The organism is Aquimarina sp. MAR_2010_214, from assembly GCF_002846555.1.
Lineage (GTDB): Bacteria > Bacteroidota > Bacteroidia > Flavobacteriales > Flavobacteriaceae > Aquimarina.
Genome location: NZ_PJMS01000001.1, coordinates 5,812,219 through 5,838,444, shown reverse-complemented (window position 1 = coordinate 5,838,444; position 26,226 = coordinate 5,812,219). Strand labels below are relative to the sequence as shown.

21 protein-coding genes are annotated in these 26,226 nt (G+C 32.7%); 16 read left to right on the top strand and 5 right to left on the bottom strand.

All coding sequences use genetic code 11. The features are described from left to right. Window position 1 precedes the first annotated feature (1 nt). Window positions 2-715 carry a hypothetical protein gene (locus ATE84_RS25175; protein WP_101450526.1) on the bottom strand — a complete coding sequence of 238 codons (714 nt, stop codon included), beginning with the start codon at window positions 713-715 and terminating at the stop codon, window positions 2-4. Window positions 716-1,259: 544 nt separating this feature from the next. Continuing rightward, window positions 1,260-1,538: a DNA-binding protein gene (locus ATE84_RS25170; protein ID WP_143273706.1), complete on the bottom strand. Its 279-nt coding sequence runs from the start codon at window positions 1,536-1,538 to the stop codon at window positions 1,260-1,262. Between the two features lie 283 nt (window positions 1,539-1,821). On the opposite strand from ATE84_RS25170, the gene ATE84_RS25165 reads away from it, so the two are divergent. The 13 genes from ATE84_RS25165 to ATE84_RS25110 all read left to right on the top strand — a co-directional run bounded on the left by ATE84_RS25165 (window position 1,822) and on the right by ATE84_RS25110 (window position 21,181). Beyond that, window positions 1,822-2,550, top strand: a complete 729-nt coding sequence (locus ATE84_RS25165; RefSeq protein WP_101450524.1) for an XRE family transcriptional regulator — start codon at window positions 1,822-1,824, stop codon at window positions 2,548-2,550. A gap of 396 nt (window positions 2,551-2,946) precedes the next feature. Next, window positions 2,947-6,156 (top strand): SusC/RagA family TonB-linked outer membrane protein, encoded by a 3,210-nt coding sequence (locus tag ATE84_RS25160; protein ID WP_101450523.1) that lies wholly within the window; start codon window positions 2,947-2,949, stop codon window positions 6,154-6,156. A gap of 10 nt (window positions 6,157-6,166) precedes the next feature. Beyond that, window positions 6,167-7,603, top strand: a complete 1,437-nt coding sequence (locus ATE84_RS25155; RefSeq protein ID WP_101450522.1) for a SusD/RagB family nutrient-binding outer membrane lipoprotein — start codon at window positions 6,167-6,169, stop codon at window positions 7,601-7,603. A gap of 25 nt (window positions 7,604-7,628) precedes the next feature. Next, window positions 7,629-8,732 carry an alkaline phosphatase family protein gene (locus ATE84_RS25150; protein WP_101450521.1) on the top strand — a complete coding sequence of 368 codons (1,104 nt, stop codon included), beginning with the start codon at window positions 7,629-7,631 and terminating at the stop codon, window positions 8,730-8,732. Between the two features lie 412 nt (window positions 8,733-9,144). After that, a complete protein-coding gene (locus tag ATE84_RS25145) occupies window positions 9,145-10,650 on the top strand; it encodes an aspartate aminotransferase family protein (RefSeq protein WP_101450520.1) in 1,506 nt (501 codons plus the stop codon). A 12-nt stretch (window positions 10,651-10,662) separates the two neighbouring features. After that, window positions 10,663-11,994, top strand: coding sequence for a lysine N(6)-hydroxylase/L-ornithine N(5)-oxygenase family protein (locus tag ATE84_RS25140; RefSeq protein ID WP_101450519.1), 1,332 nt, complete (start codon window positions 10,663-10,665; stop codon window positions 11,992-11,994). A gap of 71 nt (window positions 11,995-12,065) precedes the next feature. Beyond that, window positions 12,066-13,253, top strand: coding sequence for an MFS transporter (locus ATE84_RS25135; protein WP_233195893.1), 1,188 nt, complete (start codon window positions 12,066-12,068; stop codon window positions 13,251-13,253). A gap of 9 nt (window positions 13,254-13,262) precedes the next feature. Next, window positions 13,263-15,722 carry a GNAT family N-acetyltransferase gene (locus tag ATE84_RS25130; RefSeq protein WP_101450517.1) on the top strand — a complete coding sequence of 820 codons (2,460 nt, stop codon included), beginning with the start codon at window positions 13,263-13,265 and terminating at the stop codon, window positions 15,720-15,722. An 11-nt stretch (window positions 15,723-15,733) separates the two neighbouring features. Next, on the top strand, window positions 15,734-16,357 hold the full coding sequence (locus ATE84_RS25940; RefSeq protein ID WP_143273705.1) for a GNAT family N-acetyltransferase: 624 nt from the start codon (window positions 15,734-15,736) through the stop codon (window positions 16,355-16,357). Next, on the top strand, window positions 16,350-18,194 hold the full coding sequence (locus ATE84_RS25125; RefSeq protein WP_233195892.1) for an IucA/IucC family siderophore biosynthesis protein: 1,845 nt from the start codon (window positions 16,350-16,352) through the stop codon (window positions 18,192-18,194). Before ATE84_RS25940 ends, ATE84_RS25125 begins: the two co-directional genes overlap by 8 nt. 106 nt (window positions 18,195-18,300) lie before the next feature. After that, window positions 18,301-19,230, top strand: a complete 930-nt coding sequence (locus ATE84_RS25120; protein WP_101450516.1) for a sterol desaturase family protein — start codon at window positions 18,301-18,303, stop codon at window positions 19,228-19,230. A 6-nt stretch (window positions 19,231-19,236) separates the two neighbouring features. Then, entirely contained in the window at window positions 19,237-20,349 is a 1,113-nt protein-coding gene (locus tag ATE84_RS25115) for a heparan-alpha-glucosaminide N-acetyltransferase domain-containing protein (RefSeq protein ID WP_101450515.1), read from the top strand. A 4-nt stretch (window positions 20,350-20,353) separates the two neighbouring features. Next, on the top strand, window positions 20,354-21,181 hold the full coding sequence (locus tag ATE84_RS25110; protein ID WP_101450514.1) for a crotonase/enoyl-CoA hydratase family protein: 828 nt from the start codon (window positions 20,354-20,356) through the stop codon (window positions 21,179-21,181). A gap of 65 nt (window positions 21,182-21,246) precedes the next feature. On the opposite strand, the gene ATE84_RS25105 is transcribed toward ATE84_RS25110, so the two are convergent. Next, window positions 21,247-21,792, bottom strand: a complete 546-nt coding sequence (locus ATE84_RS25105; protein WP_101450513.1) for a flavodoxin — start codon at window positions 21,790-21,792, stop codon at window positions 21,247-21,249. Between the two features lie 96 nt (window positions 21,793-21,888). Between ATE84_RS25105 and ATE84_RS25100 the strand changes: the two genes are divergently transcribed. Continuing rightward, the gene (locus ATE84_RS25100) at window positions 21,889-22,251 is read left to right on the top strand and encodes a hypothetical protein (protein ID WP_101450512.1); all 363 of its coding nucleotides are present in this window, start codon (window positions 21,889-21,891) and stop codon (window positions 22,249-22,251) included. Window positions 22,252-22,253: 2 nt separating this feature from the next. On the opposite strand, the gene ATE84_RS25095 is transcribed toward ATE84_RS25100, so the two are convergent. Further along, window positions 22,254-23,267 (bottom strand): AraC family transcriptional regulator, encoded by a 1,014-nt coding sequence (locus ATE84_RS25095; protein ID WP_101450511.1) that lies wholly within the window; start codon window positions 23,265-23,267, stop codon window positions 22,254-22,256. Window positions 23,268-23,435: 168 nt separating this feature from the next. Here ATE84_RS25095 and ATE84_RS25090 point away from each other — a divergent pair, with 168 nt between their 5' ends. Continuing rightward, window positions 23,436-23,696 (top strand): carboxypeptidase-like regulatory domain-containing protein, encoded by a 261-nt coding sequence (locus tag ATE84_RS25090; RefSeq protein ID WP_101450510.1) that lies wholly within the window; start codon window positions 23,436-23,438, stop codon window positions 23,694-23,696. Between the two features lie 374 nt (window positions 23,697-24,070). Further along, entirely contained in the window at window positions 24,071-25,249 is a 1,179-nt protein-coding gene (locus ATE84_RS25085) for a PepSY domain-containing protein (RefSeq protein ID WP_101450509.1), read from the top strand. 123 nt (window positions 25,250-25,372) lie between these two features. Here ATE84_RS25085 and ATE84_RS25080 read toward each other — a convergent pair whose 3' ends face one another. After that, window positions 25,373-26,194, bottom strand: coding sequence for a dolichyl-phosphate beta-glucosyltransferase (locus tag ATE84_RS25080; protein WP_101450508.1), 822 nt, complete (start codon window positions 26,192-26,194; stop codon window positions 25,373-25,375). Window positions 26,195-26,226 lie beyond the last annotated feature (32 nt).

The following is a 26,226-nucleotide window of genomic DNA, read 5'->3' as shown; positions in this document are numbered from 1 at the left end:
TCTATTTATCCGATGCCGGATCACTTGTGTTAAAATTTAAAATGGCTGCAGCCGTTGTATTATCTGCTCCCATGAAGTATATTAAAGTATATTCAGTATCTCTACCCAATGATAGGTTGTTTAGCGCTACAATCCCTTGATTAGAATAGCTATCTATTTTTGTTTTAATAAGAGCATCAGGAGGTAGATTATATGGAGAGGCATAGCCTTTCCACAATCCAATCCAATTCCCATTTTCTTTGGGTAGGTAGCCAGAAAGAGTTTGATAGAAAACAGATAATGAAGTTTGCCCTAAATTTTCAATTCCAATATGTACATTAGACAGAGGTGCTTTGATACCCCCTGCACCTAGAATTGCACTGGCACAAATATTTCCTGTTCCAGAACCTACTCCATATCCCACCACATAGCTGTTATACGTAATAGTAAGACCATCAATGGTAACGGTACCACTTTGGGTATTAACTCCTATTTCTATCACCTTTAAAGGCGTTACTGTCCAGGGAATAACAGATGATTCCCAGATAGCTATAAAATTTTTGTATGTTGATGGTTGATTAGCAGGAAGTCCCGAAAAGGCTACAGTAATTGATTCTCCGGTAAAACTAGTAATTTCAATCTTACAAGTATTGAGTTTTGCCGTTTCAATTGCTACAGCAAGAGGTTGAAATTCTTTCAAAGCAATAGTATTAATATTAGAGGTATTAAATTTCATTACAGGGCAGGATGCTAAAACGCATGATGACTGATTCGGGAAATGTAAAAAGAGTATAATCATACTTAATGATATAATTCTCTTAGTAGTAAATCCGTAAAACCCCGGTTTAAAGAAATAGTTGAAATTTATTAGCATTGCTATTTACTTTTCGATTTGTGTGTGTCAGTTGGTATATTGAGTATGAATGTACTCTTGTACTAAGATACCTTTAAACCAAAACATTTCCTATAGGTATAAACCCGTGTTTTTTAATGGTTTATAATGGTGTTTTTAGAGATTGAAGTAAGGGTTTTACCATAAAAAAGAAGAGAGAATAGGACGGTTGTTACTTAAAATCAGAAGGGTTACAACTATTGTTGATAAGAGATAGTACTATTCTTAAAAGTGAAATAATCAAGACAGAAATTAACGAGCTATCACTAAAAATTATGGATTTATAAACTGAAAAAAGATAGGTTTTAAAAAGAATTTGGTTATATATTATCGGAATGCACTAAAATTTGAAAATTATATATTGATTCTTAAATCTAAGGTTTATAGATCACAAAACCGAAGTTATATGGGGCCTGGTATTTAAATTTTGTTCTTTTAAGTAGAATCCGAACTTAAAACCTACCTCTTTTATATATACATAACTTTGTATAGAGACATCATAGCTAATAGGAGCATTTAATTCTTTCATGAGATCTATAATACGGTAGAGTTTTGTTTTTGAAATCCCCAGACGATATGCTAATTGTTCTGGAGATCCTGTGGCTTGTAAACGAGTAAGTTGATCTATTCGTTCTATAGTTTTGATGTGTTTAGTGATAATGCCCATAATTTGTTTTCCTGTTTTTTTATTACACCTATATATGTATTCTCTTTTTGGATTCAAGATTTTCAACTAATCATAAATAACATTCAGGATAATAATCTGGTTTTATGGCCTGTTTACAAGAAAAAAAATTCTTTTTGTTCATTTTTTTGTATATTTGATTGTTTCCGACACAAATATAGTTTAAAATATTGAACAAATAAAAATATTAATTCAATATTTTAAACTTTTTTATGTGTTAGGTATGAACTTTAAATTGTAAAGTTTATAATTTTAACTGTTACATATGGATTTACATAAGATAAAAGAAATAGCAGACGAAAAAGGCAAGTTAATTAAGGATTTAATAGAAGAAACGGGGATCAAGAAGGGAACTCTTTTCAATTATATGAAAGGAAAAACAGCTATTACTTTAGAAGCTTTTTTGAAAATATCAGATGTTCTAAAAGTTCCGCCTTTAGAATTATTAGCTGTAGTTCAAAATATTAAACTTAATAATGATGCTGCCGAAATGGTTCATGATATGAGTGCTACTACCAATACCGAACATATCGATTCAAATACCATTAATGTTATGATGATTCCTTTGGTAAATCAATATGCATATGCTGGATATTTAAGTGGATTTGAAAATGAAGGTTATGTAGGAGAATTACCAAAAATGCCCTATTTGGCAGATAGACAATATAAAGGTAATTATGTGTTTTTTGAAGTAAAAGGGGATTCGATGGATAATGGCAGCTACGAAAGTTATCTTGAAGGAGATCTTATCCTATGCCGGGATGTGAGACAGGATTTTTGGAGTAGTAAATTACATATTAATAAATGGGATTTTGTAATCGTGCATAAAGAGGAGGGAATTCTTTTAAAAAGAATTATAGCGCATGATGTTGAAAAAGGAATATTAACTCTCCATTCTTTAAATGAATATTATGAAGATACTCATGTGCATCTAAAAGATGTTGCCAAAATTTTTAATGTTGTCGATGTAAGAAGGCACAGGAATAGGAGATGAGTATAAGCTTGATTTAAAGTAGTGCATATATAATATTTTGCCCGCCCATTCCTTAATAGGTTTTTCATCTTTTTAAAAGTTTGAAAAGTAATAATTGATTCAATTAATAACCAAAATTCTTAGGTTATAGGGGTATGATTTTCAAATTTTGATTTCAATTCGAATACATGTTTTTCTTTATCAATCATTTCTTTTTATAATAATTTTTTTCAAAAAAAGTATTTCATTTCTTAAAACTAGAAACTGAGGTTAAATTAAGTTAATCTTTTTAACGTTAGGTTTACGATTTGTCATTATTATAGTAATGATTAAATAATGTTTCTATTTTACTAATATTAAAATTTATATACAATTTTGGCCTGTAAATTTAGTATTAGTAAAATTTAAACTTAACAAATGAAAAGTTCATTAACACTTTTTTCAGTATTATTTTACTTTTTTTCTACGGTAGTCAGCAGTCAGGAATCTAGTATTACAGGAATAATTACAGACGGTCAAACTCCGCTTCCTGGAGCAAATGTTATGCTTCAGGAAACTCAAAAAGGGGTAGTAACAGATTTTGATGGTAATTTTGAAATCATCGGAATTCAGGAAGGACAATACAGTATTGTTATTTCTTATCTTGGTTTTGAAGATAAGGTGATTTCAATAACTATACATCCTGGGGAAATTAAAAGTTTAGGAAGTATTGAGCTCATTGCTTCTGCAGAATCTTTGGATGAAGTTGTAGTCACAGCTTTGGGTATAGAGAAAGAAAAAAAACGATTAGGTTATGCTGTACAAGAAGTACAGGGAGATCAACTTACAACAGCAAGAGAAACTAATGTTACTAATTCGTTAGCTGGTCGTGCAGCAGGAGTTCAAATAACAGGAGGAGGATCTGGTGTAGGATCAACTTCATTAATTACAATACGAGGAGAAGGTTCTCTTATTCCGGGTAATAACTCTCCTTTGTTTGTAGTAGATGGTATCCCGATAAGTAACCGTACTGTTAGTAATCGATCCGAAGGAAATCTTGAAACAGATTATGGTAATGGTGCACAGGATATTAATCCAGATGATGTTAAATCTATTTCTATCCTTAAAGGGCCTAATGCGACTGCTCTTTATGGATCTCGTGGATTAAACGGAGTGGTGTTAATCACTACAAAGTCTGCAGAAAGAACAAAAGGACTAGGCATTAGTTTTACTCAAAATGTAACCTTTGAAAATGCATTAAGAATACCAAAATATCAAAATCAATATGGTCAGGGTGCAGGAGGAGAATTTGCTTTTCTTGATGGATTTGGAGGAGGTGTAAATGATAATATTGATGAGAGTTGGGGGCCACGCTTAAATGGCCAATTGATTGCTCAGCATGATAGCCCAACAACAAGTGGTTTTAGAGCAGGAGATTTTGCAGTAAGACCAAGAAACTCTGATGGTACTTTTGCAGATGAAATCATCCTAACACCATGGAAATCTAATCCTGATAATATTGAAGATTTTTTTAGAACAGGATCAACAATAACAACAAACCTAGCTTTAACGGGCGGCAATGAATTCGGGAATTTAAGACTTTCTTTAACTAATTTGGAAAGTGAAGGTATTCTACCAAATACAGATTATGATAGAAGAACGTATGCGCTTAATGGCTCTTATAATCTAGCAAAATGGTTAAAAGTTTCTTCATCAGTTAACTACGTTAATAGTAAGAGTAATAATAGACCAAACAATTCTTATGGTACCGAGAATATCATGTATTTATGGGTTTGGTTTGGACGTCAGATTGATATGAATTCACTTCGAAATTATTGGCAACCCGGCCTCGAAGGAAGACAGCAGTTTAATTATAATTACAATTGGCACGATAATCCATTTTTCACATTGAATGAAAATACTAATGGATTTGATAAAAATCGAATTTTTGGTAATGCCAGAGTAGATATAAATATTACACCTAGTCTATCCCTTATGTTACGTACAGGTGTTGATTATTTTAGTGAGCTACGAGCCAGTAGACGAGCGTATAGTACACAGCGATTTGCAAAGGGGCAATATCGAGAAGATGATATTTACTTCAAAGAACAAAACACCGATTTTCTCCTGCAATATAATAAAACACTAAATGAAGATTTTACAATGGGATTATCTTTAGGAGGTAATACTAGAGAAGAAGAAAATCGATATAAGAGGATTAGTGCAAACTCATTATCAGTTCCCGGAATTTATAATTTTGAAAATTCGGCAGAACCATTATCAAAAACACAATTTAATGATAAACGTAAAATCAATTCATTATACGCATTTGCCAATTTTTCATATAAAAACTTTCTCTTTCTAGATATTACCGGAAGAAATGATTGGTCAAGTACTTTACCAAAAGATGATAACTCATACTTTTATCCATCTGTTGGTCTTAGTGCTGTAGTATCTGATATGGTAGAATTACCAGAAATGTTTTCATTTGTAAAACTTCGTGGAGGTTGGGCTGTTGTTGGTAACGATACAGACCCTTATGCACTTAGAAACACATTCTCGTTTAATGAACCTTTTGGTAATTTTCAACGTGTAAATGCATCGGATATATTGCGCAACGAAAACTTGAAACCAGAAGAAGCTTCATCAACCGAAGTTGGAGCAGATATTCGATTTTTTAATAATCGTTTAGGGTTTGATGTAACCTATTATAAATCTACCGTAAAAAACCAAATTCTAACCTTACCGGTATCCAACACTTCTGGATTTAAATCTAGGATTATTAATGCAGGAGAAATAGAAAATAGAGGATTTGAAGTCGTATTAAATGCAAAACCTATAAAAAGTAAAAGTGGATTTACATGGGAAACTAATGTGAACTTTACTAGCGCACGAGGTGAGATAAAATCACTAGTAGAAGGATTAGGTACGTATACAATATCTTCTAATTATGTTAATGTATTAGCTCAGGTTGGAGGTAGAATGGGAGATATTTATGGTACAGGCCTAGTAACAGTAGATGATCCTAATAGTCAGTTTTTTGGTCAGGTGGTGCATAATGAAGATGGTTTTTCTAAACGAGATCCTAACTTAAAAAAATTAGGAAATTATAATCCGGATTTTACCGTAGGTTGGCAGAATACATTTACTTATAAAGGATTCAATTTTGGTTTCTTATTTGATTGGAGACAAGGAGGAGAAATCATGTCTAGAACAACCCTGATCGGTGGTACTTCGGGAATGATGGATTTTACAGCTGTTGGAAGAGAAACAGGAATCATCTCAGAAGGCGTTATCCAAAATGCAGATGGAAGCTATAGGCCAAATGATATAGTACTTTCTGGACGAGATTATTACTGGTGGCGTTATAATCGTGGAAACGAAGAAATAGGGATATTCGATGCCTCTTTTCTAAAACTACGAGAAGTGCGCTTGGGATATAATTTTCCTCAAAAAATCCTCAAAAAAACAATTATCAAAAGCATGTCGTTATCATTGGTTGGTAGAAATTTAGCGCTATGGACAGAAAACCCTCATTTTGACCCTGAGACGATTTCATTTAATGGCGGAAATATCGTGCTGGGAGTTGAGGATATGGCATTACCAAGCTCTAGAAGCTATGGAATTAATCTAAATGTAACTTTCTAAAGTAAAAAAGATGAAAAAATATATAATAGTAACAATAACGATATTAATATCAGTACTATCATGTACTAATGATTTTGAAGAAACAAACGCTAACCCTAATCAACCAGAACAGGTAAGCTCTGACTTGTTATTATCTACAGTTATCTCTACTGTGGCTAATAGAGCAGCACAATCTGGATGGGATAGAGGAAATATTGTAGGTCAGTTAACGGCAAAGATCAATTTTACAGGTTTTGATCGTTATGAATGGGGTTCAGAATCTGGGTTGTGGAATGAATATTACGAAATTCTTCCTGAAATTGACCTTATTTTGAAAGCTTCATTGCAAGAAGAAACCAAAAATACAAGTTATGAAGGGATGGCATTGATTCTCAAATCTTATGTTTTTTCCATTTTAACAGATAATTGGGGGAATATTCCTTTTTCAGAAGCAATAGATGGTCAAAATAAGAATTTCACTCCTAAGTATGATAATCAGCAAGATATTTATACTGCAATTCTCTTAGATTTAAAAAAGGCAGAACAGCAACTGGCAGTGGGACAGCCTATTCTTGGGGGCGATATTTTGTATGGAGGCGATCTTGAAAAATGGAGAAAACTGGCAAATTCTTTAAGGCTTCGTTATCTTTTAAGAATTTCGAACAAAGTGGATGTTTCTTCAGAAATGAAAGAGATTGTAGATAGTGGTATTTTTATTGCCGCCAATGCAGATAATGCGGCGGTATCCTATCCGGCAACAACACAAATAGATTCATGGCCTATAAGTACAGGACGAATTGGTGGATTTGATGAACATCGACTTAGTGAAACCAGTGAGGCTATTTTGAAACAATTTAATGATCAACGTCTATCAAAGTGGTTTCAACCCACAGATAATCCTGATGATGATCCTACTCTTTTTGTAGGATTAACTAATGGATTGAGTGAGGATAATGCGTCAACCTTTAATGGTGGTGCTAGTAATGTATCAAGAATAAATCAATCATTTTTTTATGATTCTCCAAATAGTGTAAAAGCAGTAATCATACAAGCAGCCGAAGTTCATTTTATCCTTGCAGAGGCAGCACAACGAGGTTGGATTACAACAGATGCTAAAACCTCATACGAAAATGGTGTGAGATTATCTTTTGAATACTGGGAAGTCAATCAAGATGTCACTGCCTATCTTGCACAAACTGGTGTAGTGTATGATGATACATTAGAAACAATAATCACCCAAAAATGGTTAGCATCATTTTTAGTTGGTTTTGAAGCCTGGTATGATTTCAGAAGAACTGGATTGCCCTCAGTAATTATTCCGGGGCCAGACAATGTAAATGGTGACCGTATACCTGTACGTTTCTTATATCCTGATAGTGAGCAAACACTTAATAATGAAAATTATGAGCAGGCAACTTCTCAGATGGGGGGTAACGATATTAATATAAAAGGCTGGTGGGAGAACTAGTGATCACAAAACAAGATATAAACAGATGAAAAAAAATATAATTTTTATAGTTGTTTTTACTTTGCATTTGTTTGCAATTAAAGGCAGCGCACAAACAGAAAATTCACCAAAAGTAATCTTGATCACCTTGGATGGATTACGCTGGCAAGAACTTTACACAGGTGCTGATTCACTATTAGTAACAAATAATACGTATGTAAATGATACGACGAAGCTAAAAGCAGATTTTTGGAGACCAAAAACAAAAGACCGTAGAGAGGCTCTAATGCCATTTTTTTGGAAGACTATTGCTTCCATGGGGCAATTACACGGAAATAGAAATGTGGGGAGTAAAGTCAATTTAACGAATATGATGTGGTTTTCTTACCCTGGATACAATGAGATCTTAACCGGGGTGGCTGATGATAAGAATATCAACAGTAATAAAAAGATAAACAACTCAAATAAAACGGTATTGGAAATAACAAATAATCTACCAGGTTATAAAGGAAAAGTAGCTGCTTTTGGTAGCTGGGATGTATTTCCATTTATCATAAATGAAGATCGTTCTGGAGTTCTTGTTAATGCAGGTTTCGAGGCTGCCAAAGGAAACAATCTTAGTCGCAGAGAGGTGTTTTTAAACCAGTTGCAAGATCAAATTCCAAGTCCCTGGAGTACGGTTCGTTTAGATGCTTTTACGCATCACTATGCGATAGAGCATATGAAAAAAAACCATCCTGATTTGATGTATATCGCATATGGTGAAACAGATGATTTTGCTCATGACGGAGACTATGAAGCTTATTTAAAAGCGGCTCATAACACAGATGGTATGATCAAAGAATTATGGGAGTTTACCCAACAGGATTCATATTATAAAGACAATACCGTTTTCATTATCTCTACAGATCATGGTAGAGGAACAGATCCTTTGGATACCTGGAAAAGCCATGGGTCAAAAGTGAAAAATGCTGGAGAAGTGTGGATTGTTGCTTTCGGAAAAGAAATAGCTGCTTTGGGAGAAGTGAAAAATACCGAACAGTTGTATAGTAACCAAATTGCTGCAACGGTCGCAGCAATTATGGGGAATGAATACTCTGTTGAAAATGCAGGGAAACCGATTGAGAGTATAGTGAAATCAAAAAAGTAATCATATTGATTCAAACAAAAAGAGGATATTACATAAACTCTAACTGTTATTTTTGAATATCTAAGTAAACTCTCATAAAATGTGGAATCATTATTAATTCGTTTACATAGAGGTTAGTAATGCGCATTTTGTGAGAGTTTTACTTGGATTTTTGTGAATATCTGCCATTTAATTTTCAAGAAAAGAGAACCTTTAGAGTTTTTAAATATTTGTCTCTAAGTTATTACAGACTTCAAAATGTGACTATGCATTTAGTAATTTTTCTTGCAAGCTTTAAAAACAATATTTGGGATACGCTAAGTAACATCTAGTTAAATATTCACGTCATTTTTTATCCAATTCTCGTCATTTAGTTATTTCAATTGATACTTAGTTTTGTACTAAAATTTATTTAGATCAAATAAAAATAACTATGTTATCGGAAACTCAAATTACCCTTAAACCTGACCTCGCTGTTGATTATCTTTTTGATGCTCATTCTAAACATGAATATGAAGAATATATACAAAAAACTGTTCAATATATTAAGACCTTTTTGGATAATGATTGTTTCTATAGTGGAGAATCTGCAGAAATGCTTAAATCCCGAAAAGAAGGGATTTCAGTAAATTCACGAACTAATTTATCTTTGGATCAGGCATTACGAGAAATCAAAGATGTGTTTCTTGATCATGCCATTTCTTTTCACCATCCTCGTTATGTAGCGCATCTTAATTGCCCTGTTTTATTGCCGGCATTGGTAGGAGATTTAATTGCTTCATCTGTTAATACCGCTATCGAAACCTGGGATCAAAGCACTTCTGCTACCTTGATAGAACAAGAAATAATTCGTTGGATTTGTAATGAAATGAATTTTCCTTCACAATCAGATGGTGTTTTTACCAGTGGAGGTACACAATCTAATTTCAAGGCACTTTTGATGGCGCGAGATCATTATGCATTTACGCATTATGGAATTAACTTAAAAGAGAATGGGTGGTCTGATGAGGTAAGTAAGTTTCGTGTTTTTTGTTCAAATAAAGCACATTTCAGTATCAAAAAAAATGCAGCCTTATTGGGTATGGGATACGACGCAGTAATACCGGTGGATACAGATGATAAGATGAAGATGAAAGTAGATGCTCTGGTACAAGCTATAGAAAAAGAAAAGCAACAAGGCAATATACCAATTGCTATAGTCGCTACTGCAGGAACAACAGATTTTGGAAGTTTTGATCCAATACATACAATTTCTAAAATAGCAAAAGAATACAACATCTGGTTTCATGTAGATGGGGCATATGGAGGATGCTATGTATTAACCGATACTCATCGGCATTTGCTTAAAGGGGTAGAGTTTGCTGATTCGATGACTATCGATTTTCATAAAACGTTATTTCAACCGGTATGTTCGAGTGCTTTTTTGGTTAGAGATACAAAATATTTTAAATATATATCCTACTATGCAGATTATCTTAATCCTATCGAGAACAGGGATGAAGAACACCCTGATCTAATCGAAAAATCTATTCAGACTACCCGCCGGTTTGATGCTTTAAAGTTATGGTTTACATTAAAAGTAACAGGAGCCAAAACTTTAGGGGGATTTCTAGAAAAAGTACATCACTTAGCCCACGAAGCTTATGATATCATTAAAGACGATATCTATTTTGAAGTAGCACACAAACCCGAATTAAGTACTCTTGTGTTTCGATTTAAAATACCCGGAGTAACCGATGATAAGGTTTTAGATGCAGTAAATCTTTATATTAAAAACACCTTGTTTAACTCAGGAAAAGCCTCTGTAGCCAGTACAAAAATTGATGGTGAAATCTATTTAAAATTTACCTTGTTAAACCCAAGAACTACAAAAGAAGATCTTTTAGAGGTTGTTAAAATGATCAAAGAACAGGGGTTAATCTATACAACAAATAATTAAAACAATATAATGATGAGTGATACTAGAATAATAGATTTTGTGGCAGTAGGTATTGGACCATTTAACTTGGGATTGGCATGTCTCACAGAGCCTATAGATGGGTTAGAAGGAGTTTTTTTAGACAAAAGCCCTAAGTTTGATTGGCATCCCGGTATGTTACTTCAGGATACAACATTACAGATTCCGTTTATGGCAGATTTGGTCACTCTGGCAGATCCTACCAGTCCTTTTAGCTTTTTGAACTATATTAAAAAACAAGGACGGATGTATTCTTTTTATATAAAAGAGAACTTTTTATTACTTCGTAATGAGTACAACCAATATTGCCAATGGGTGATAGAACAATTGCCAAATCTGTTTTTTAATACCGAAGTAACACACATACAATACAATGAGAAAGATGAGTACTATGTAGTTACCTCAAAATGCACACAAACAGATGAATTGAAAATATATAAAGCAAAAAAACTGGTTTTAGGTACAGGAACTCAACCTTATGTTCCCGAATGTTGCAAACAGTTAGAAGGAAAAGCGTTTCACTCTTCATCATATCTAAAGCATAAATCACTATTACAATCTAAAAAGTCGATAACGGTTTTGGGTAGCGGGCAAAGTGCAGCAGAGATTTTTTATGACCTTTTACAAGAGATTGAAACAAAAGGATATCAGTTAAACTGGATTACCAGATCTCCAAGATTTTTTCCGTTAGAGTATTCTAAATTAACCCTAGAGATGACTTCTCCAGAGTATGTAGATTACTTTTATGATTTGCCACAGCATAAAAAAGATCATTTAATTCAGAATCAAAAACATCTTTTTAAAGGAATCAATCAAAACCTGATAGGGGATATCTATGATCTGATTTACACCAAGCAATTGACTAATGATGTAAAAGTATCTCTACGCACAAATTCTGAATTAACCGCAGCAGAACATAATGAAAATCACGATACTTTTAATCTTGAACTACACCAAATTGAACAAGATAAACGATACCGACATCAAACAGAAGCGTTGATATTAGCAACTGGGTATACCTATCAGAAACCAGAATTTATAGAAGGTATTGCAGATCATATTCAATGGGATGATAAAAACCGATATGCCGTACATCGCAATTATAGCATCGATAAGCAAGGTAAAGATATCTATGTGCAAAATGTAGAATTGCATACTCACGGGTTCGTAACTCCAGATTTAGGAATGGCATGTTACCGCAATTCTTTCATCATTAAAGAATTAACAGGAAAAGAGTATTACCCGATAGAAAAACGTATTGCTTTTCAGCAATTTGAAGTGACTCAGGAAGAAGAAATTAATACGGAAGAACCTGTTTTAAGGTAAACCACAAACTTTATAGGGTGTTGAAATTAAGTTCGGCACAAGCCTGTGAGGTTTATAATTGTAACCCTACAATGACTTTAAAAAAAATTCTTATCCTCATGACTCTGGTAGCGGTAGTAAGTGATTATTTACTACATCCTTTTTATCCACAGTTTTTTGAAGCTCGCTTTGGGGTTACAGATCCCAAATATGTAGGATATTATTTTGCAGCTATTTGTTTTATGGTGATGATTGCATTTCCGTTTTGGGCTTACATATCCAAAAAAATGGCCGAGCTTAATATTTTGGTGTATACCCAATGTATTGCAGGGATATTAGCATTATACTGTTATTGGACGACCTCTTATATTAACTTCTGGATTATATCCTTGATTATGGTAATATTTAAAGGAAGTTATCTTTTGGTATATCCCTATATCTTAAAAATTATTACCAAAAAAGAACATACAAGTACCATAGGGTTACTCTCTGTTGTTGTACATCTGGGAGGGATTTTAGGAGCTGTAATTGGCGGATTGACAGTAGACCTTGTTGATGCCAGTTATATTTTTCTGGTGATGGCTGCTGGAGATTTTATGCAAATGGGAATAAGTATGTATCTACTGCGTAGCAAAAAATATGATACGAATAAAATTATTGAAACTCAATCAACTCTTGATGCTAAGGATAAAATTATCCCCCAAGGTTTTATCCTTAAGATTGGGTTAGTAACAATGGTCTTATATTTTAGTGATTTCCTAATCCGTCCTTTTTTCTCACTATACTGGGAAAGCCTTTCTGATTATGATGGTAAATTAATTTCTGGATGTATATATGCTATACCTGGTTTTGTAGCATTAATTGCCCTTTGGATTAATACAAAGCATATTCCGAAATATAAAAATAAGAGTATCCTATCGGCATTATTCCTGGGAATGATAGGGCTAATACTTCAAGGACTTCCTGTTGAGACGATTGTAATATTGGGAAGAATTATTTATGGCTGGGCGATTTTTCAGGGAGTAGTGCGTTTTGATGTGTTACTGTTTGAATTCAGCTCTCCAAATTCTTATGCCATTGATTACAGTAAAGTGCATTTTTTTCAGAATCTGGGAGTACTACTAGCTTCTTTTTCGGTTGGAATTTTGGTGGATCATCATGGATTACAAATTCCGTTTAGAGTGGCATTAGCAGGTTTTTTGATCACACTCGGGATGTACTATTTCATATTTCACAGAACAACATTTAGAACACGAGTAAAAGACCTAGCAAAAACATAAAGATTTTATATGTCAGTTCAAGAACACACAAGTTTAATAACACCTGCAAAAGAAGGATATGAGTTTTCATCGTCTTATCGGGGCTTTGGGGATATACATATACGGCATTTTGATATTGAAACAGATAGTGCTGTATTACACGATTGGGTAAATCGGGATTATGCCGTGTTCTGGGGTATGCAACAGAGTTCGGTAGAGAAAGTAAAAGCCGAATATGCTAAATTAATGCTACCAGATCATTATGATATTTTTGTTGGTGTATATAAAGAACAACCCGTTTTTGTATTAGAACGTTATCATCCACAACAAGATCTTATCGGAAAATACTATCCGGCCCAGAGTAATGATTGCGGGATTCATATTATAGTAGCACCATCACCCGAAGGTAAAATTGAAAACTTCACATGGTATATGTTTGATACGATAATGAGTTTTGTTTTTCGAGATGAAAAAGTGCATCGAATTATAGTAGAACCCGATATAAGAAATAAAAAGATGTTTGCGATTTGCCAACGTGTAGGATTTCAGCTTGATATTATTGTTGAACTTCCACATAAAACGGCGCAACTCGCTTTCTTAACCAGACAAAAACATAACCAACTTAAGTTGGTTCCACAAATACATAAACGAAGTGCAATGAATACTTTAGATAATGCTGTTTCGCCTCAACAATCTGTAGCTCATATTCAATCAGAATTATGGGTTAAAGTAAATACATTACTTATTAAAAAAGCAATCTGCGAGTTTAGTCACGAGTTGCTTATAAAGCCCAAAATAACTGAAAAACTAGGAGATGGTTGGAGTAAATATACTTTAATACCTGATAACTCAGAAATCCTGTATGAATTTAGGGGAAAGCAATTAGCTCTAAATCATCTATGGATTAGTGAAGTTTCTATTCAAAAATATGAACTTGGAAAATCAGTAAGACTTGATGCCATTTTGTTTATCAAAGAATTTAGAGAACAATTAGGGATCGATAACAATACGATGCCTGTTTACCTTGAAGAAATTATTAGTACACTGTATGGAAGTGCCTTTAAATATGCAAAAGGGAATCCTGTGGCAATAGATTTGGTTTCAGCAGATTTTCAGACTATAGAACAATCAATGATGGAAGGTCATCCTGGTTTTGTGGCTAATAATGGGCGAATAGGATTTGATAGTAGTGACTATAGATCATATGCTCCCGAGGCCGGGAATTCTTTTTATCTGATATGGTTAGCCGGTCATAAAAGTAATGCTGTATATGCTGCTATTGAGGATTTACCATATGATACATTAATTGAACAGGAATTGGATAAAGATACAATTTCATCATTCAATACTATAATAAAAGATAAAGGCTTTGATCCAGATGATTACTATTTTATCCCAATGCATCCCTGGCAGTGGTTTAATAAACTAGCTAATATATTTTCACCCGAGATTGCTAAAGGAAGTTTGATTTGTTTAGGGTATGGTCCAGATCAATATCTTGCTCAACAATCTGTGCGTACACTGTTTAATATTTCAAACCCTCATAAGTTATATACTAAAACGGCCCTTTCTATATTAAATATGGGATTCATGAGAGGATTGCCTTTATATTATTTGGGTACAGCCCCAAAAATGGCAGTTTGGTTAGAAGAACTGTTATATAATGATTCTTATATTATTGAAACAGGATTCAGGATGTTAGGAGAAATAGGTTCTGTTAGCTATGTAAACCCATATTTTAAAGAATTCGGCCCTCATAATGATTACAACAAAATGTTAGCATCATTATGGAGAGAAAGTCCAATGAGTGCTATAGACGAAGGGCAAAAACCAATGACAATGGCTGCTTTTCTGCATATTGATCAAACCGGCGAAGCATTATTACCCAAAATTATTGCCGCATCAGGATTGTCCATATCAGAATGGTTACGTCATTACTTTAAGGCATACTTAAGTCCTCTACTACATTGTTTCTATCATTTTGATTTGGTATTTATGCCTCACGGCGAAAATATCATTATGGTATTAGAGAATAACATACCTGTAAAAATATTAATGAAAGATATTACTGAAGAAGCTTGTATTCTTAATCCTGAAGTTACATTACCAGAACATCTTAAACGTATGTATGCCCCGGTTCCTGAAGATGTGAAATTGTTATCAATATTCACAGATGTTTTTGATGGTTTTTTCAGATTCATGTCTCATGTTCTGGTTGAACATGCAGGATATTCGGAAGAGAACTTCTGGAAACTAGTAGCAGAAAATATTCAACTTTATCAGGAAAAATATCCTGAAAAAGAAAACAAGTATAAACAGTATGATCTTTTTGCGCCAGATTTTCATTTGTCGTGCCTTAATAGATTACAATTAAACAACAATAAGCAAATGATTGATCTGGATGATCCGGTTGCATTACTTCAGTTTGCAGGGCGATTACAAAACCCTATTGCCGCTTTTAAAAAAGAAAAATCGACTTTTCAAGCATAATACATTTGTTTATGAATAACACTGAGATCATACCAACTGCTATTTTTTCTAAAACTATTAAAGGTCTTGGAGATATACATTTACGTTTTTTAGATATAGAAAAAGATATCAAAACTATTCATGATTGGGTGACCAAACCCTATGCAATGTATTGGGGGATGCAAGAATATACTTTAGAAGAGGTAAAACTATCATATCAACAAATAGTTGAATCAGATCATCATGATGCTTTCATAGGAATACTAGATAATCAACCTATTTTTTTAATGGAAAGCTATGATGCTTTAAAAGATCCTATTTCAGCATATTATAATACAGAGAAAAAGGATCGGGGAATGCATATTTTGGTTAGCCCTGTCAAAAAAAAGATTCCAAATTTTACCTGGCATGTGTTTTCTACTATTCTCGAATATCTGTTTAGTGACCCTCAAACGGATCGCATTGTTGTAGAACCAGATGTGAGAAATGAAAAAATTCATTCACTTAATAAAAGGGCGGGATTTAAATATTATAAAGAAGTTGAATTACCTCATAAAACAGCAGCACTAGCTTTTTGTGATAAGAAAGATTATGAGAAAGCTCTCTTGCTAGAAGAAGAGAAAAATATAGTACATAAAACCAAAACCAATGACTAAGTTAGATATGGTAAACCAACCAGAAGTTAATCTTGATCATCTAAGACTCGATGTATGGAAAAAAGTAAATCGAGCCCTTGTTAAAAAAGCAATTAGCGAATTTACACACGAATTACTCTTACGACCAAAACCTCAGTATCAGGAAAAATATTGGGGGCATTATATTTTGGTTGCTGATATACCAGAAATCACCTATGAGTTTAAAGCCAAAAAACGGAGCCTTGATCATTGGCATATTGACGAGAATAGCCTTGTTAAAAGACAAAATGGAAATCCGGTAACTGTAGATGCTATACATTTTATTTTAGAATTTAAATATACTTTGGGGATTGCTGATGATATGTTACCTACCTATCTCGAAGAAATTACCAGTACCTTATCTGGGGCGGCATATAAATATCACAATAAAAAATGCTCTTCAAAAGAATTAGCACAATGTAGCTTTCAGGTAATAGAGCATGCAATGACCGAAGGACATCCTTGTTTTGTGGCTAATAATGGGCGAATAGGTTTTGATGCTGAAGATTACATTAAATATGCACCCGAAACCGATAATTCGTTTCAGATTATATGGCTGGCAGGTCATCAAGATAAAGCGACATTTACCGCAGTAAAAGGATTTGAATATAAATCACTAATGCGACGAGAACTTGGTGTCGCTACCATAGCCAAATTTAATAATACACTAGAAGACTTAGGGTTGGATATGGAATCCTATGTTTTTATACCCGTTCACCCCTGGCAATGGAATAATAAGATAATTCACATTTTTGCTGCAGATATAGCAAATATGGATCTCGTGTTTCTGGGAAAAGGAGAAGATCAATACTCTGCACAACAGTCTATAAGAACGTTATACAATAAAACTACTCCAGATAAATTATACACCAAAACAGCATTATCTATTTTAAATATGGGGTTTATGCGTGGCCTTTCACCATATTATATGCAAAGTACCCCACATATAACCACTTGGATAACCAAGTTGTTTAAAGATGATAAATATCTTAAAAAACAAAGGTTTACAATGTTGGGCGAAGTTGCTACAGTTGGATATAGGAACCTGAATTATGAAGTGTTAGGCAAGACAAATGCTCATAATAAAATGCTTTCAGCCTTATGGAGAGAAGCTCCCGGATCTAAAATTAAAGAAGGTCAGCAAGTGATGACCATGGCTGCCTTTTTACATATAGATAATGATAATACTTCGTTATTAGCAGAATTGATAAAGGCTTCTCCATTTGATACCACAACTTGGTTAAAGAAATATCTACGGTATTACCTAAATCCTTTATTGCACTGTTTCTATGCCTATGAACTGGTTTTTATGCCACACGGTGAAAATCTGATTATGGTGATGGAGAATCATACTCCTGTAAAGGTATTGATGAAAGATATTACTGAAGAAGTAATCGTTTTTAATCCAGAATTAGATTTACCCGAAGAAGTAAAACGACTGTATACCGAAACTTCTGATAAAATGAAAATACTTTCAATTTTTACAGATGTATTTGATTGCTTTTTTAGGTTTATGGGTGATATACTGGCAGAATATTGTGAATATCCAGAGGAGTTATTCTGGGAGTTAGTTGCAGGTTGTATTAGCACATATCAGGAAACACACCCTGAATTAGAACCGCAGTTCAAGAAATATGATCTTTTTGTGCCAGAATTTGATAGATGTTGTCTCAATAGATTACAGTTAAACAATACAAAACAGATGTTGGATTTGGCGGATCCTATAGAGAGCTTGCAATTAGTAGGAACCCTTAAAAACCCTATTGCAGAGTATCGTAATAATAGAGTCAGTATTTCTGTTATGAGTAATACTATATAAAAGATAAAAACAGAGAACTATAAAAAAATCGTGTACTACTATAAATGATTTTTAACTGCTTCAATAAATAAAAAAGGTCAGTTTAATTTATGTATTCTAAGATGACATGAACGAAACAATTCAAATATGGTTAGATAAATTTCAGAGTATTTCTGGAATTATTATTATAGTTCTTGTGGTTATAGAATGGGTTATTCTGTTTATAACCAAGAAAATAGAAAGTAATAAAGAAGGTGTAGTAAACATAGTATCCTATATATTAGAATCTATCCCATACATTTTTTTCGGTAAGATTGTGATTTTGGGAATAATGATGTGGGGGTATGAGTATCGCTTATTTACCTTGGGATATGAATGGTATGTATGGATACTAGCCTATTTTTTATATGATTTTATGTTTTATGTATTGCATTTTATAGGGCATAAAATTCGATTCTTTTGGTGCATTCACGGGGTACATCATACTGCAGAAGAAATGAAACTGACTGTTGCAGTACGAGGATCATTTCTTATTTTTTTGCATATGCCACATACCATATTATGGCTTCCCCTATTAGGATTTGACCCATTTATGATTTTTATCATAGAGTTAATAGCAAATCTATATGGACTTTATGAACATGTGAGCGAAAAGTTAATCGGTAGACAGCCTTGGTTAGAGAAGATCTTTATAACTCCTTCTTTGCATAGAGTACACCACGCAAAAAATCATAAGTATTTAGATACAAACTACGGAGAGACTTTTTCTATTTGGGATAAAATTTTTGGAACTCTACAGGTAGAATTGGATGACGAAAAACCAGAATATGGATTAATGGGCGATAGTATAAATAGCGAAAGTTTATGGCAAATTCAATTGCTGTTATGGAAAGAACTCTGGATCGATATTAAAACAGCCACAAAATTATCTGACAAATTTAAATACCTGATTATGTATCCAGGTTGGAATCATATCGATGGTGGTAAAAAAGCAAGTGCGTATAGATCTGAAGCATGGATACGAGACGAATTAATCAAAAAAACACAAAAAAGGTAAAGATAGATGGGAAACAACAATAGAATTTTAGCTATAGATTTGGCAAGAGGAGTGAGTGTATTGATGGTAATCATAGTACACACCTTATGGATATATGGTGATGTATCTACACAATCAAATACTTGGTTAGGAGGAGTAGTTCATTTTATTGGAAAGGGGACTCCAATGTTTTTGATTGCAATGGGAGTATCATTTACCTTATCCAGAAATCAAAGTATAGTATTGTCTATAAAACGAGCACTATATATTCTGGCTGCAGGATATATTATGAACTTTTTGAAATTTGTTTTACCAGTTTTAATCGGAACAATGCCAGACGCTTTTATAGAAGCCTATGGTTGGACCACCCCTGCCACTGTAGATAATATGATCTTCATGCTGCTTACCGGTGATATTCTACAACTTGCAGGAGTTTCTTTATTATTTATGGGAATTATAAACAAATTGTCTAAAAACAAATATGTCCCACTAATTATTGCATTTATAATAGCTGTAGTGACCAAGGAGGTACATGGTTTCCGATTAGGAATAGGGAGTGTGGATTATATTCTAGACCTAATGTGGGGAGCAGAGTGGAATGTATATTTTGCTGTATTTCCTTGGTTTTCTTTTATACTTATTGGGATGTTCTTTGGAATGTGGTACAAAGAGAAAAATAAAAGCAATGCACATATATTTAAAAGAATGTTTGTAGCAGGTGTTCTTTTGATGCTGACTGGTGGAGGATTGTGTTATTATAATTTTGAGTATCACTTTGGAGATTATTTCCATTTGGGACCAGGAGGAACTATTTATTTGGCAGGATTCAATTTAGTTCTTATGTGGTTGGCAAATATACTGGTGACTTATATAAAAACAAATAAGGTTTTCGAGTTTCTATATTACTGTAGTAAACGAGTGACTACAATATATATCATTCAATGGGTAATTATCTGTTGGGGAATGGGAGCTTTAGGGTATCAGCAATTTGGTATTGCTGGTGTTTTGATTTTGATTCCTTTTTATATAATGCTAACACTCGGAATCCAAAAATTACTGTTTGATAAGCCATTTTGGTCAAAGAAAACAAAAAAGCAAAATTATACCACAAAGAATTCAATATCTCTACAAAAACCTTAATATCATGCGACAATTTGATTGTATTACAGTAGAATACTTTAGAAGTCATGAGCTTCTATTATGGAAAATCAAAGACACAGGAATGCCTAATTTTTGTTTAAAAGGGCTAAAAGAATTTAAAGAATTCGCTTCTTGGGTAAAAGAATACTTTTCACACCCTGATCGCCCTCTTAAATTCATTGTTTCGGCTTCAGAACATGAAGGAATTTATAATATGGGGGGAGATATTCAGTTTTTCTTAGAAAATATACGATCAAAAAATATAGATAATTTAAAAACGTACGCACATTTATGTATTGATGCTATTTATAATATGTATACTTCTTTTGATTTGCCTATAGTAACAATCGCATTGGTAGAGGGAAATGCATATGGTGGTGGATTTGAATGTGCATTAGCTCACGATTATATTATTGCAGAAGAAAAAACTCAGTTTTGTTTACCAGAAAACAAGTTCAACTTATTTCCTGGCATGGGAGCCTATAGTTTATTATCAAGAAAACTTAGTGCTGGAGAGGCTAATACAATTCTAAAAAGTGGCAAAACCCATAAAGCAAGGTATTTACAATCATTGGGGTTAATAGAAGAATTGGCCGAAAAGGGACAGGCAGTAGTATCTTTGCACAACTTTATTAAACGAGCAACCGAAAAATTTAACTTTGAATACCATCATTTACAAAGCAAGAAAAATGTTTTTCCACTACGGAAAGATGAACTTTTAAAAATTACAGATTTATGGGTAGAGGCTTGCATGAAAGTTAGTGAATTTGATCTTCGTAAAATGGAAATTATTGTAAATGCACAATCAAGAAAAGTAAATGTAGAAATTTAATGTATTAGATAGTGAGATCATATTACTAAAACCAGTTTTAGTAAGTTATCTTATATATTGAACTTTTAAATTGTAATGTGTTCAAGGGCTATATAAGGTTTTAATTCTAATTTTATTTGATTGATCCATTTCTCTAAACGTTCGTCACTTAATTGGGACTCATTATCATGGTCTATTGCAAGACCATAAAAATAGTCTTCTTTTTCTTCTATAACAGCTACAGAGTCTGTAAACCGATATCCTTCTATAGGCCAGTGCCCGATAATCTTCCCTCCATTTTCTAGCACAACTTTGGCTATAATTCCAATTCCATCAACAAAATATTCTCCATATCCGATCTGGTCACCTAGCCCATAAATTGCTACTACTTTATCAGTAAAATTGATTTCTTTGAAATCATCATAGAAATTTTCCCAATCACTTTGCAAGTCACCATCATACCACGTTGATAATCCTAATATTAGAACTTTGAATTGATCAAAATCTTCTTTAGATACATCATCAATTTCTCGAACATCCAAATCTTCATCACCCCAAATAGAAATAAAATCTTTAGTGATATCATCAGTACATCCGGTATCTGATCCATAGAATAAACCAATTTTTTGCATGGTAGTTATGATTTAATATTTTTCCAAAATTACATTATTTTTATTTAGAATAAATAAAAATAATGTAATAAATTTGATTACCAAAATTGAATAAACATGTATGTTTTAGATCCATTATATTATAATAGTACTGGTATTGTATATATCATAAAAAATAAAAATGTTAAAGATAGAACAAATCAAAAATTACAACTACAAATTGGTGATACAGCTATTTTGATGGATATTAAAGAAATGGAAATATTTCTTGATGTTATACGTTCAGCTAGAAAGAAGTGTCAATGTAACAATAAAAATTGCAGTAGAACTATTAAATGCAACACTCCTCATGCAGAAATTAATTTTAAATTGACTCCTAGTATTTTGGATGGATTAGAAGAATTGGTTTTGGGAGTATTATTTCATGAAGAGTATAATAATATTTTACAGAATAATAAGATAAACAAATCAATTTATTAGTTTTATTTTATGACTTTTGGTTCCTTTTTTCTATACTTTTTGGGGGTTATACCTTCGAATTTTTTAAAAGCTGCAGTAAAGTGCGTAGAGTTTTTATATCCCACCAATTCAGAAATCTCATAGATAGGTTTTTTAGTATGGTTTAATAGTTTTTTAGCTTTTGTCATTCTTAGATTTAAAGCATATTCAAAAACTGTTGTACCAAAAACACGTTTAAATTCTTTTTTAAGCATAAAATCATTGAGTCCAACTTTACGTGCTAATTCATGAACAGAATATTGAATGGTTAAATCAGAGGTTATAATAAATTGGACTTCATATAGTTTTTTAATAGGGTTATCTGTATTTGAGACTTCTGTTTTAGGATTCTTTTGTATATCTAATTGTAGAGAGAGTAATTCTAGTACTTTGGACTCTAAGAATAAACGTTTTAACAGCCCCTGTCGAGTATCGGTTAATAGTTCTACTAGTATTTCCTGAGTTTTGGTACATAAAGGTTTTGTGAAATCTTTATTAAGTTTTTCTAATTCATACTTTTCTCGGATTCCATACTCAGAGTCGAGTTTGTGTTTTTTGATAAAATCTCGACTCATTCTGATTTTGACTTCTTTAAAATATTTGTTTTTGTGGTATTTAATAGATCCAGAAGTTTGGGATATGTACACAAGATAACTTTCCTGACTTTCATAAATCAGATCGTGATTTTTTCCATCAATTTTAATGATTTGCTCACCATCAATTAGGTAAGAAAGTTCTAAGGCATTTCTCGTATGTACACCATAAGTATCAAAATCCTTATTTAAGGATACATCAAAAATTGTTATATGTAATCCATCAAAATAGAGATACTCTAAATAGCCATCTCCATATTCGGGCAAGAATTGAAGTTTTTTTGAATATAGTCCACAATGCTTTTGAGTGTTAATTGGTTTAGTAACAGTGTTTAAGGAACATTTTTTTTGATGATTAGAGCTTGTTGTTTTTAATGATTCTTTATTGCGTCTTTTTTTATCCATAATGCGTCATTTCTCTCTTTCCCTAGATACTAATTTTGCAATTGAATTTATTTAGACCAAATATAAATAATAATATAAAGTCTAAACTAAATTGTTTAAAAAAAATTGTGATGTCAGTGTTTATTTTAAGAAAAAAACAGTTCTCTTTTTTTTCTGTTTTTATGTGTAATGTTATGTAATGCTCAGAGTAGTCTAACAGGAGTAATTTTAGATCAAAATTCTAATCCGGTTCCTGAAGCATCTATACAGATTTTAGAACTCAAAAATAGAGAAACAGTAAGTGATTTTGATGATAAATTCAATTTAGAAATACTTCCGGGGTCATATACTCTAAAAGTTGTTTATAAAGAAATAGTTCCTGTTTATCTTAGAGCTGATACTTTAGGAGGTGTTGTAAATATAATATGTTTTCACGATCAGAACCTGTGATTGTCACTAAAGAGAATTTTGTTAATAAGGCTTTTGAAGTTTAGATAAATAATATGCGAGGATCAAAATTAATCAAAAAAGTAGTGATTAATAAAGAAGAGGAACATGCCTTTGTGAAAAGTTTGACAAAAGGATTTTATAGTATTAAAAATAATAAAGAAACTTATAAAGTGATAAAGAATTAATGAAATTTATTTTTGTACATAGGAAAATTGTAACTAAATGTAGTTTTATTACTATAAAGGTTAAGGGAACAAGAATATTTGGATTATGTTTGAAGGAATTTTAAGGTAACTAACTAACCTAACCATTTGAGAAGAAGCACTCCCAGATATTTTATGTCTGGGGGTGTTATTATTTTTTAAAATAGAACTATGTCTTCGACAAAAAAGAAAAATAGACGCAAAACCATTTTGCAAATTCATAAAATATTAGGTTTAATTACCGGAATTGTGCTTTTTGTTGTCTCAATTACAGGATGTTTATGGGTTTTTAAAGATGAAATAGAAAGTTTTTATGACGATTATAAGTACGTAATTCCACAAGAACAAGGTTTTATTCTATCATCTCAGGTAAAGTCAATTGCCGAACAAATAATACCTAATAAAACCATTCATGGTGTTATTTATGGAAAACCAAATGAAGCAATAGAAGTTGTTTTTTACCAGGCCGAACCAGAATTATTTTATCAGAGTGTCTTTTTGGACCCATATTCGGGTAAATTCATTAAAAAAGTAGACAACAACTCTGGGTTTTTTGCTTTTGTATTAAAAGGACATGTACGACTGTGGCTTCCAGAGATTATTGGTTCGAGAGTGGTATCATATTCGATACTGTTGTTTTTGGTAATACTGATAAGTGGCTTTTTCCTTTGGATACCTAGAAATAAGAAAAACTGGCGTCAACGGTTAAAATTTGATTGGAATAGTAAAACACGTTGGAAACGAAAAAACTTTGATCTGCATACTGTAACCGGGTTTTATATTTCTTCTCTAGGATTACTGTTTGCATTTACAGGATGTGTTATGGCATTTAATTGGTTTTATTTTATCGCCTATATAGCTACAGGGGGTGATAAAGCACCACAGTTTATTATGCCTCAAAATATCAGTACAACTATAGTTCATTCTAACAAAAATCCTGCATATGATCAATTAGTTCCGTTGCTTTATGATGCTTATAAGGATGCTCAAAGTTTTGAACTACATTATCCCGAAAATGATTCGACATCAATACTCGTCGAAGTGAGTAATTCTAAAGGAGTATATTATAACATGGATTATCTCTTTTTTGATCAAAATACATTAGAAGCAATAGAAACGACCAGTATATATGGAAAATACGAAGATGCCAGATTTGCCGATAAAGTAATTCGTATGAACTATGATATTCATGTTGGTGCTATCGGAGGGCTTACAGGCAAAATAATAGCTTTTTTGGCAAGTCTTATTTGTGCTTCATTACCAGTTACCGGAGTGTTATTATGGTATGGAAGAACGTATAAAAAGAAGTCTAAAGTTAAAAGCAGATTAGTTTCTGCATACAGTACGTAAACTTGTCCTCATTATAGTTTTGAATAAAAGAAAAGAGAGCATAACTTTTATAAGGGTATACTCTCTTTCATAGATATATTTAGGGGTAACTTCGAGTCAAATTTTGTAAGACTATCTTATGTCTTATGCTGCTAAAGCTGGAGTAATAGTTCCGTATACTTCTATTGCAGGTTCGGTCATCTCTTCAGAAAATGAAACCTGTAAAGATTGTAATACATTATAATTAAACCATATAGATAATAATCGGTAAGGGATTTCTAATGAGTCTTTTAATCCTAATTTAGAATCTTCCATGTGTATCCATCTTTTAAGAGGTTGCTCATAGATTTTATTCATGATTTCGGTTTTACCGAAGTGTTTTTTCATTTTTATAAACATTTCTACATCAAACAACCATCTGCTAAAAAAGCTTTTATTAAAAATTACAGGAACTAAATCTGCTTTGAAAACTTTAGCACCACATTGAGTGTCTTGAATAGACAATCCCAAAATGAATACAATAAGGATATTAATAAGTTTTGAGATCATTGCTCTAATATCATCTTTTTCTATACTATCTGAAACATCCTTGGCTCTGGATCCAAAAACGAAACTTAAATTTCTATTGGTTTTTAAGGTTTTTAAAAGTCCATCAAAATCTTCAAAATCTGTAGATAAGTCGGCATCAATAAAACCAATAAATTCTATATCACCTCTGCTGTGTAGATATCTTGCACCTGCTCTTACAGCAGCAGCTTTTCCTGAATTCTTTTTAATATCAATAACACTTACTTTTAAGGGATTATGAGATTGAATCTTCTTTAATACATCCACAGTGTTATCCTTACTTCCATCATTTACAAAACATAAGTGGAAATCGTTTTCTTCTTGTATAAAGTTTAAAAAAGCAGTTACATTTAATCTGTTTTCTTCGTTATAGCATGGTATGATAATTCCCGTTTTCATAATGATACTTTTTTGAGGTTTATATTCCAAAA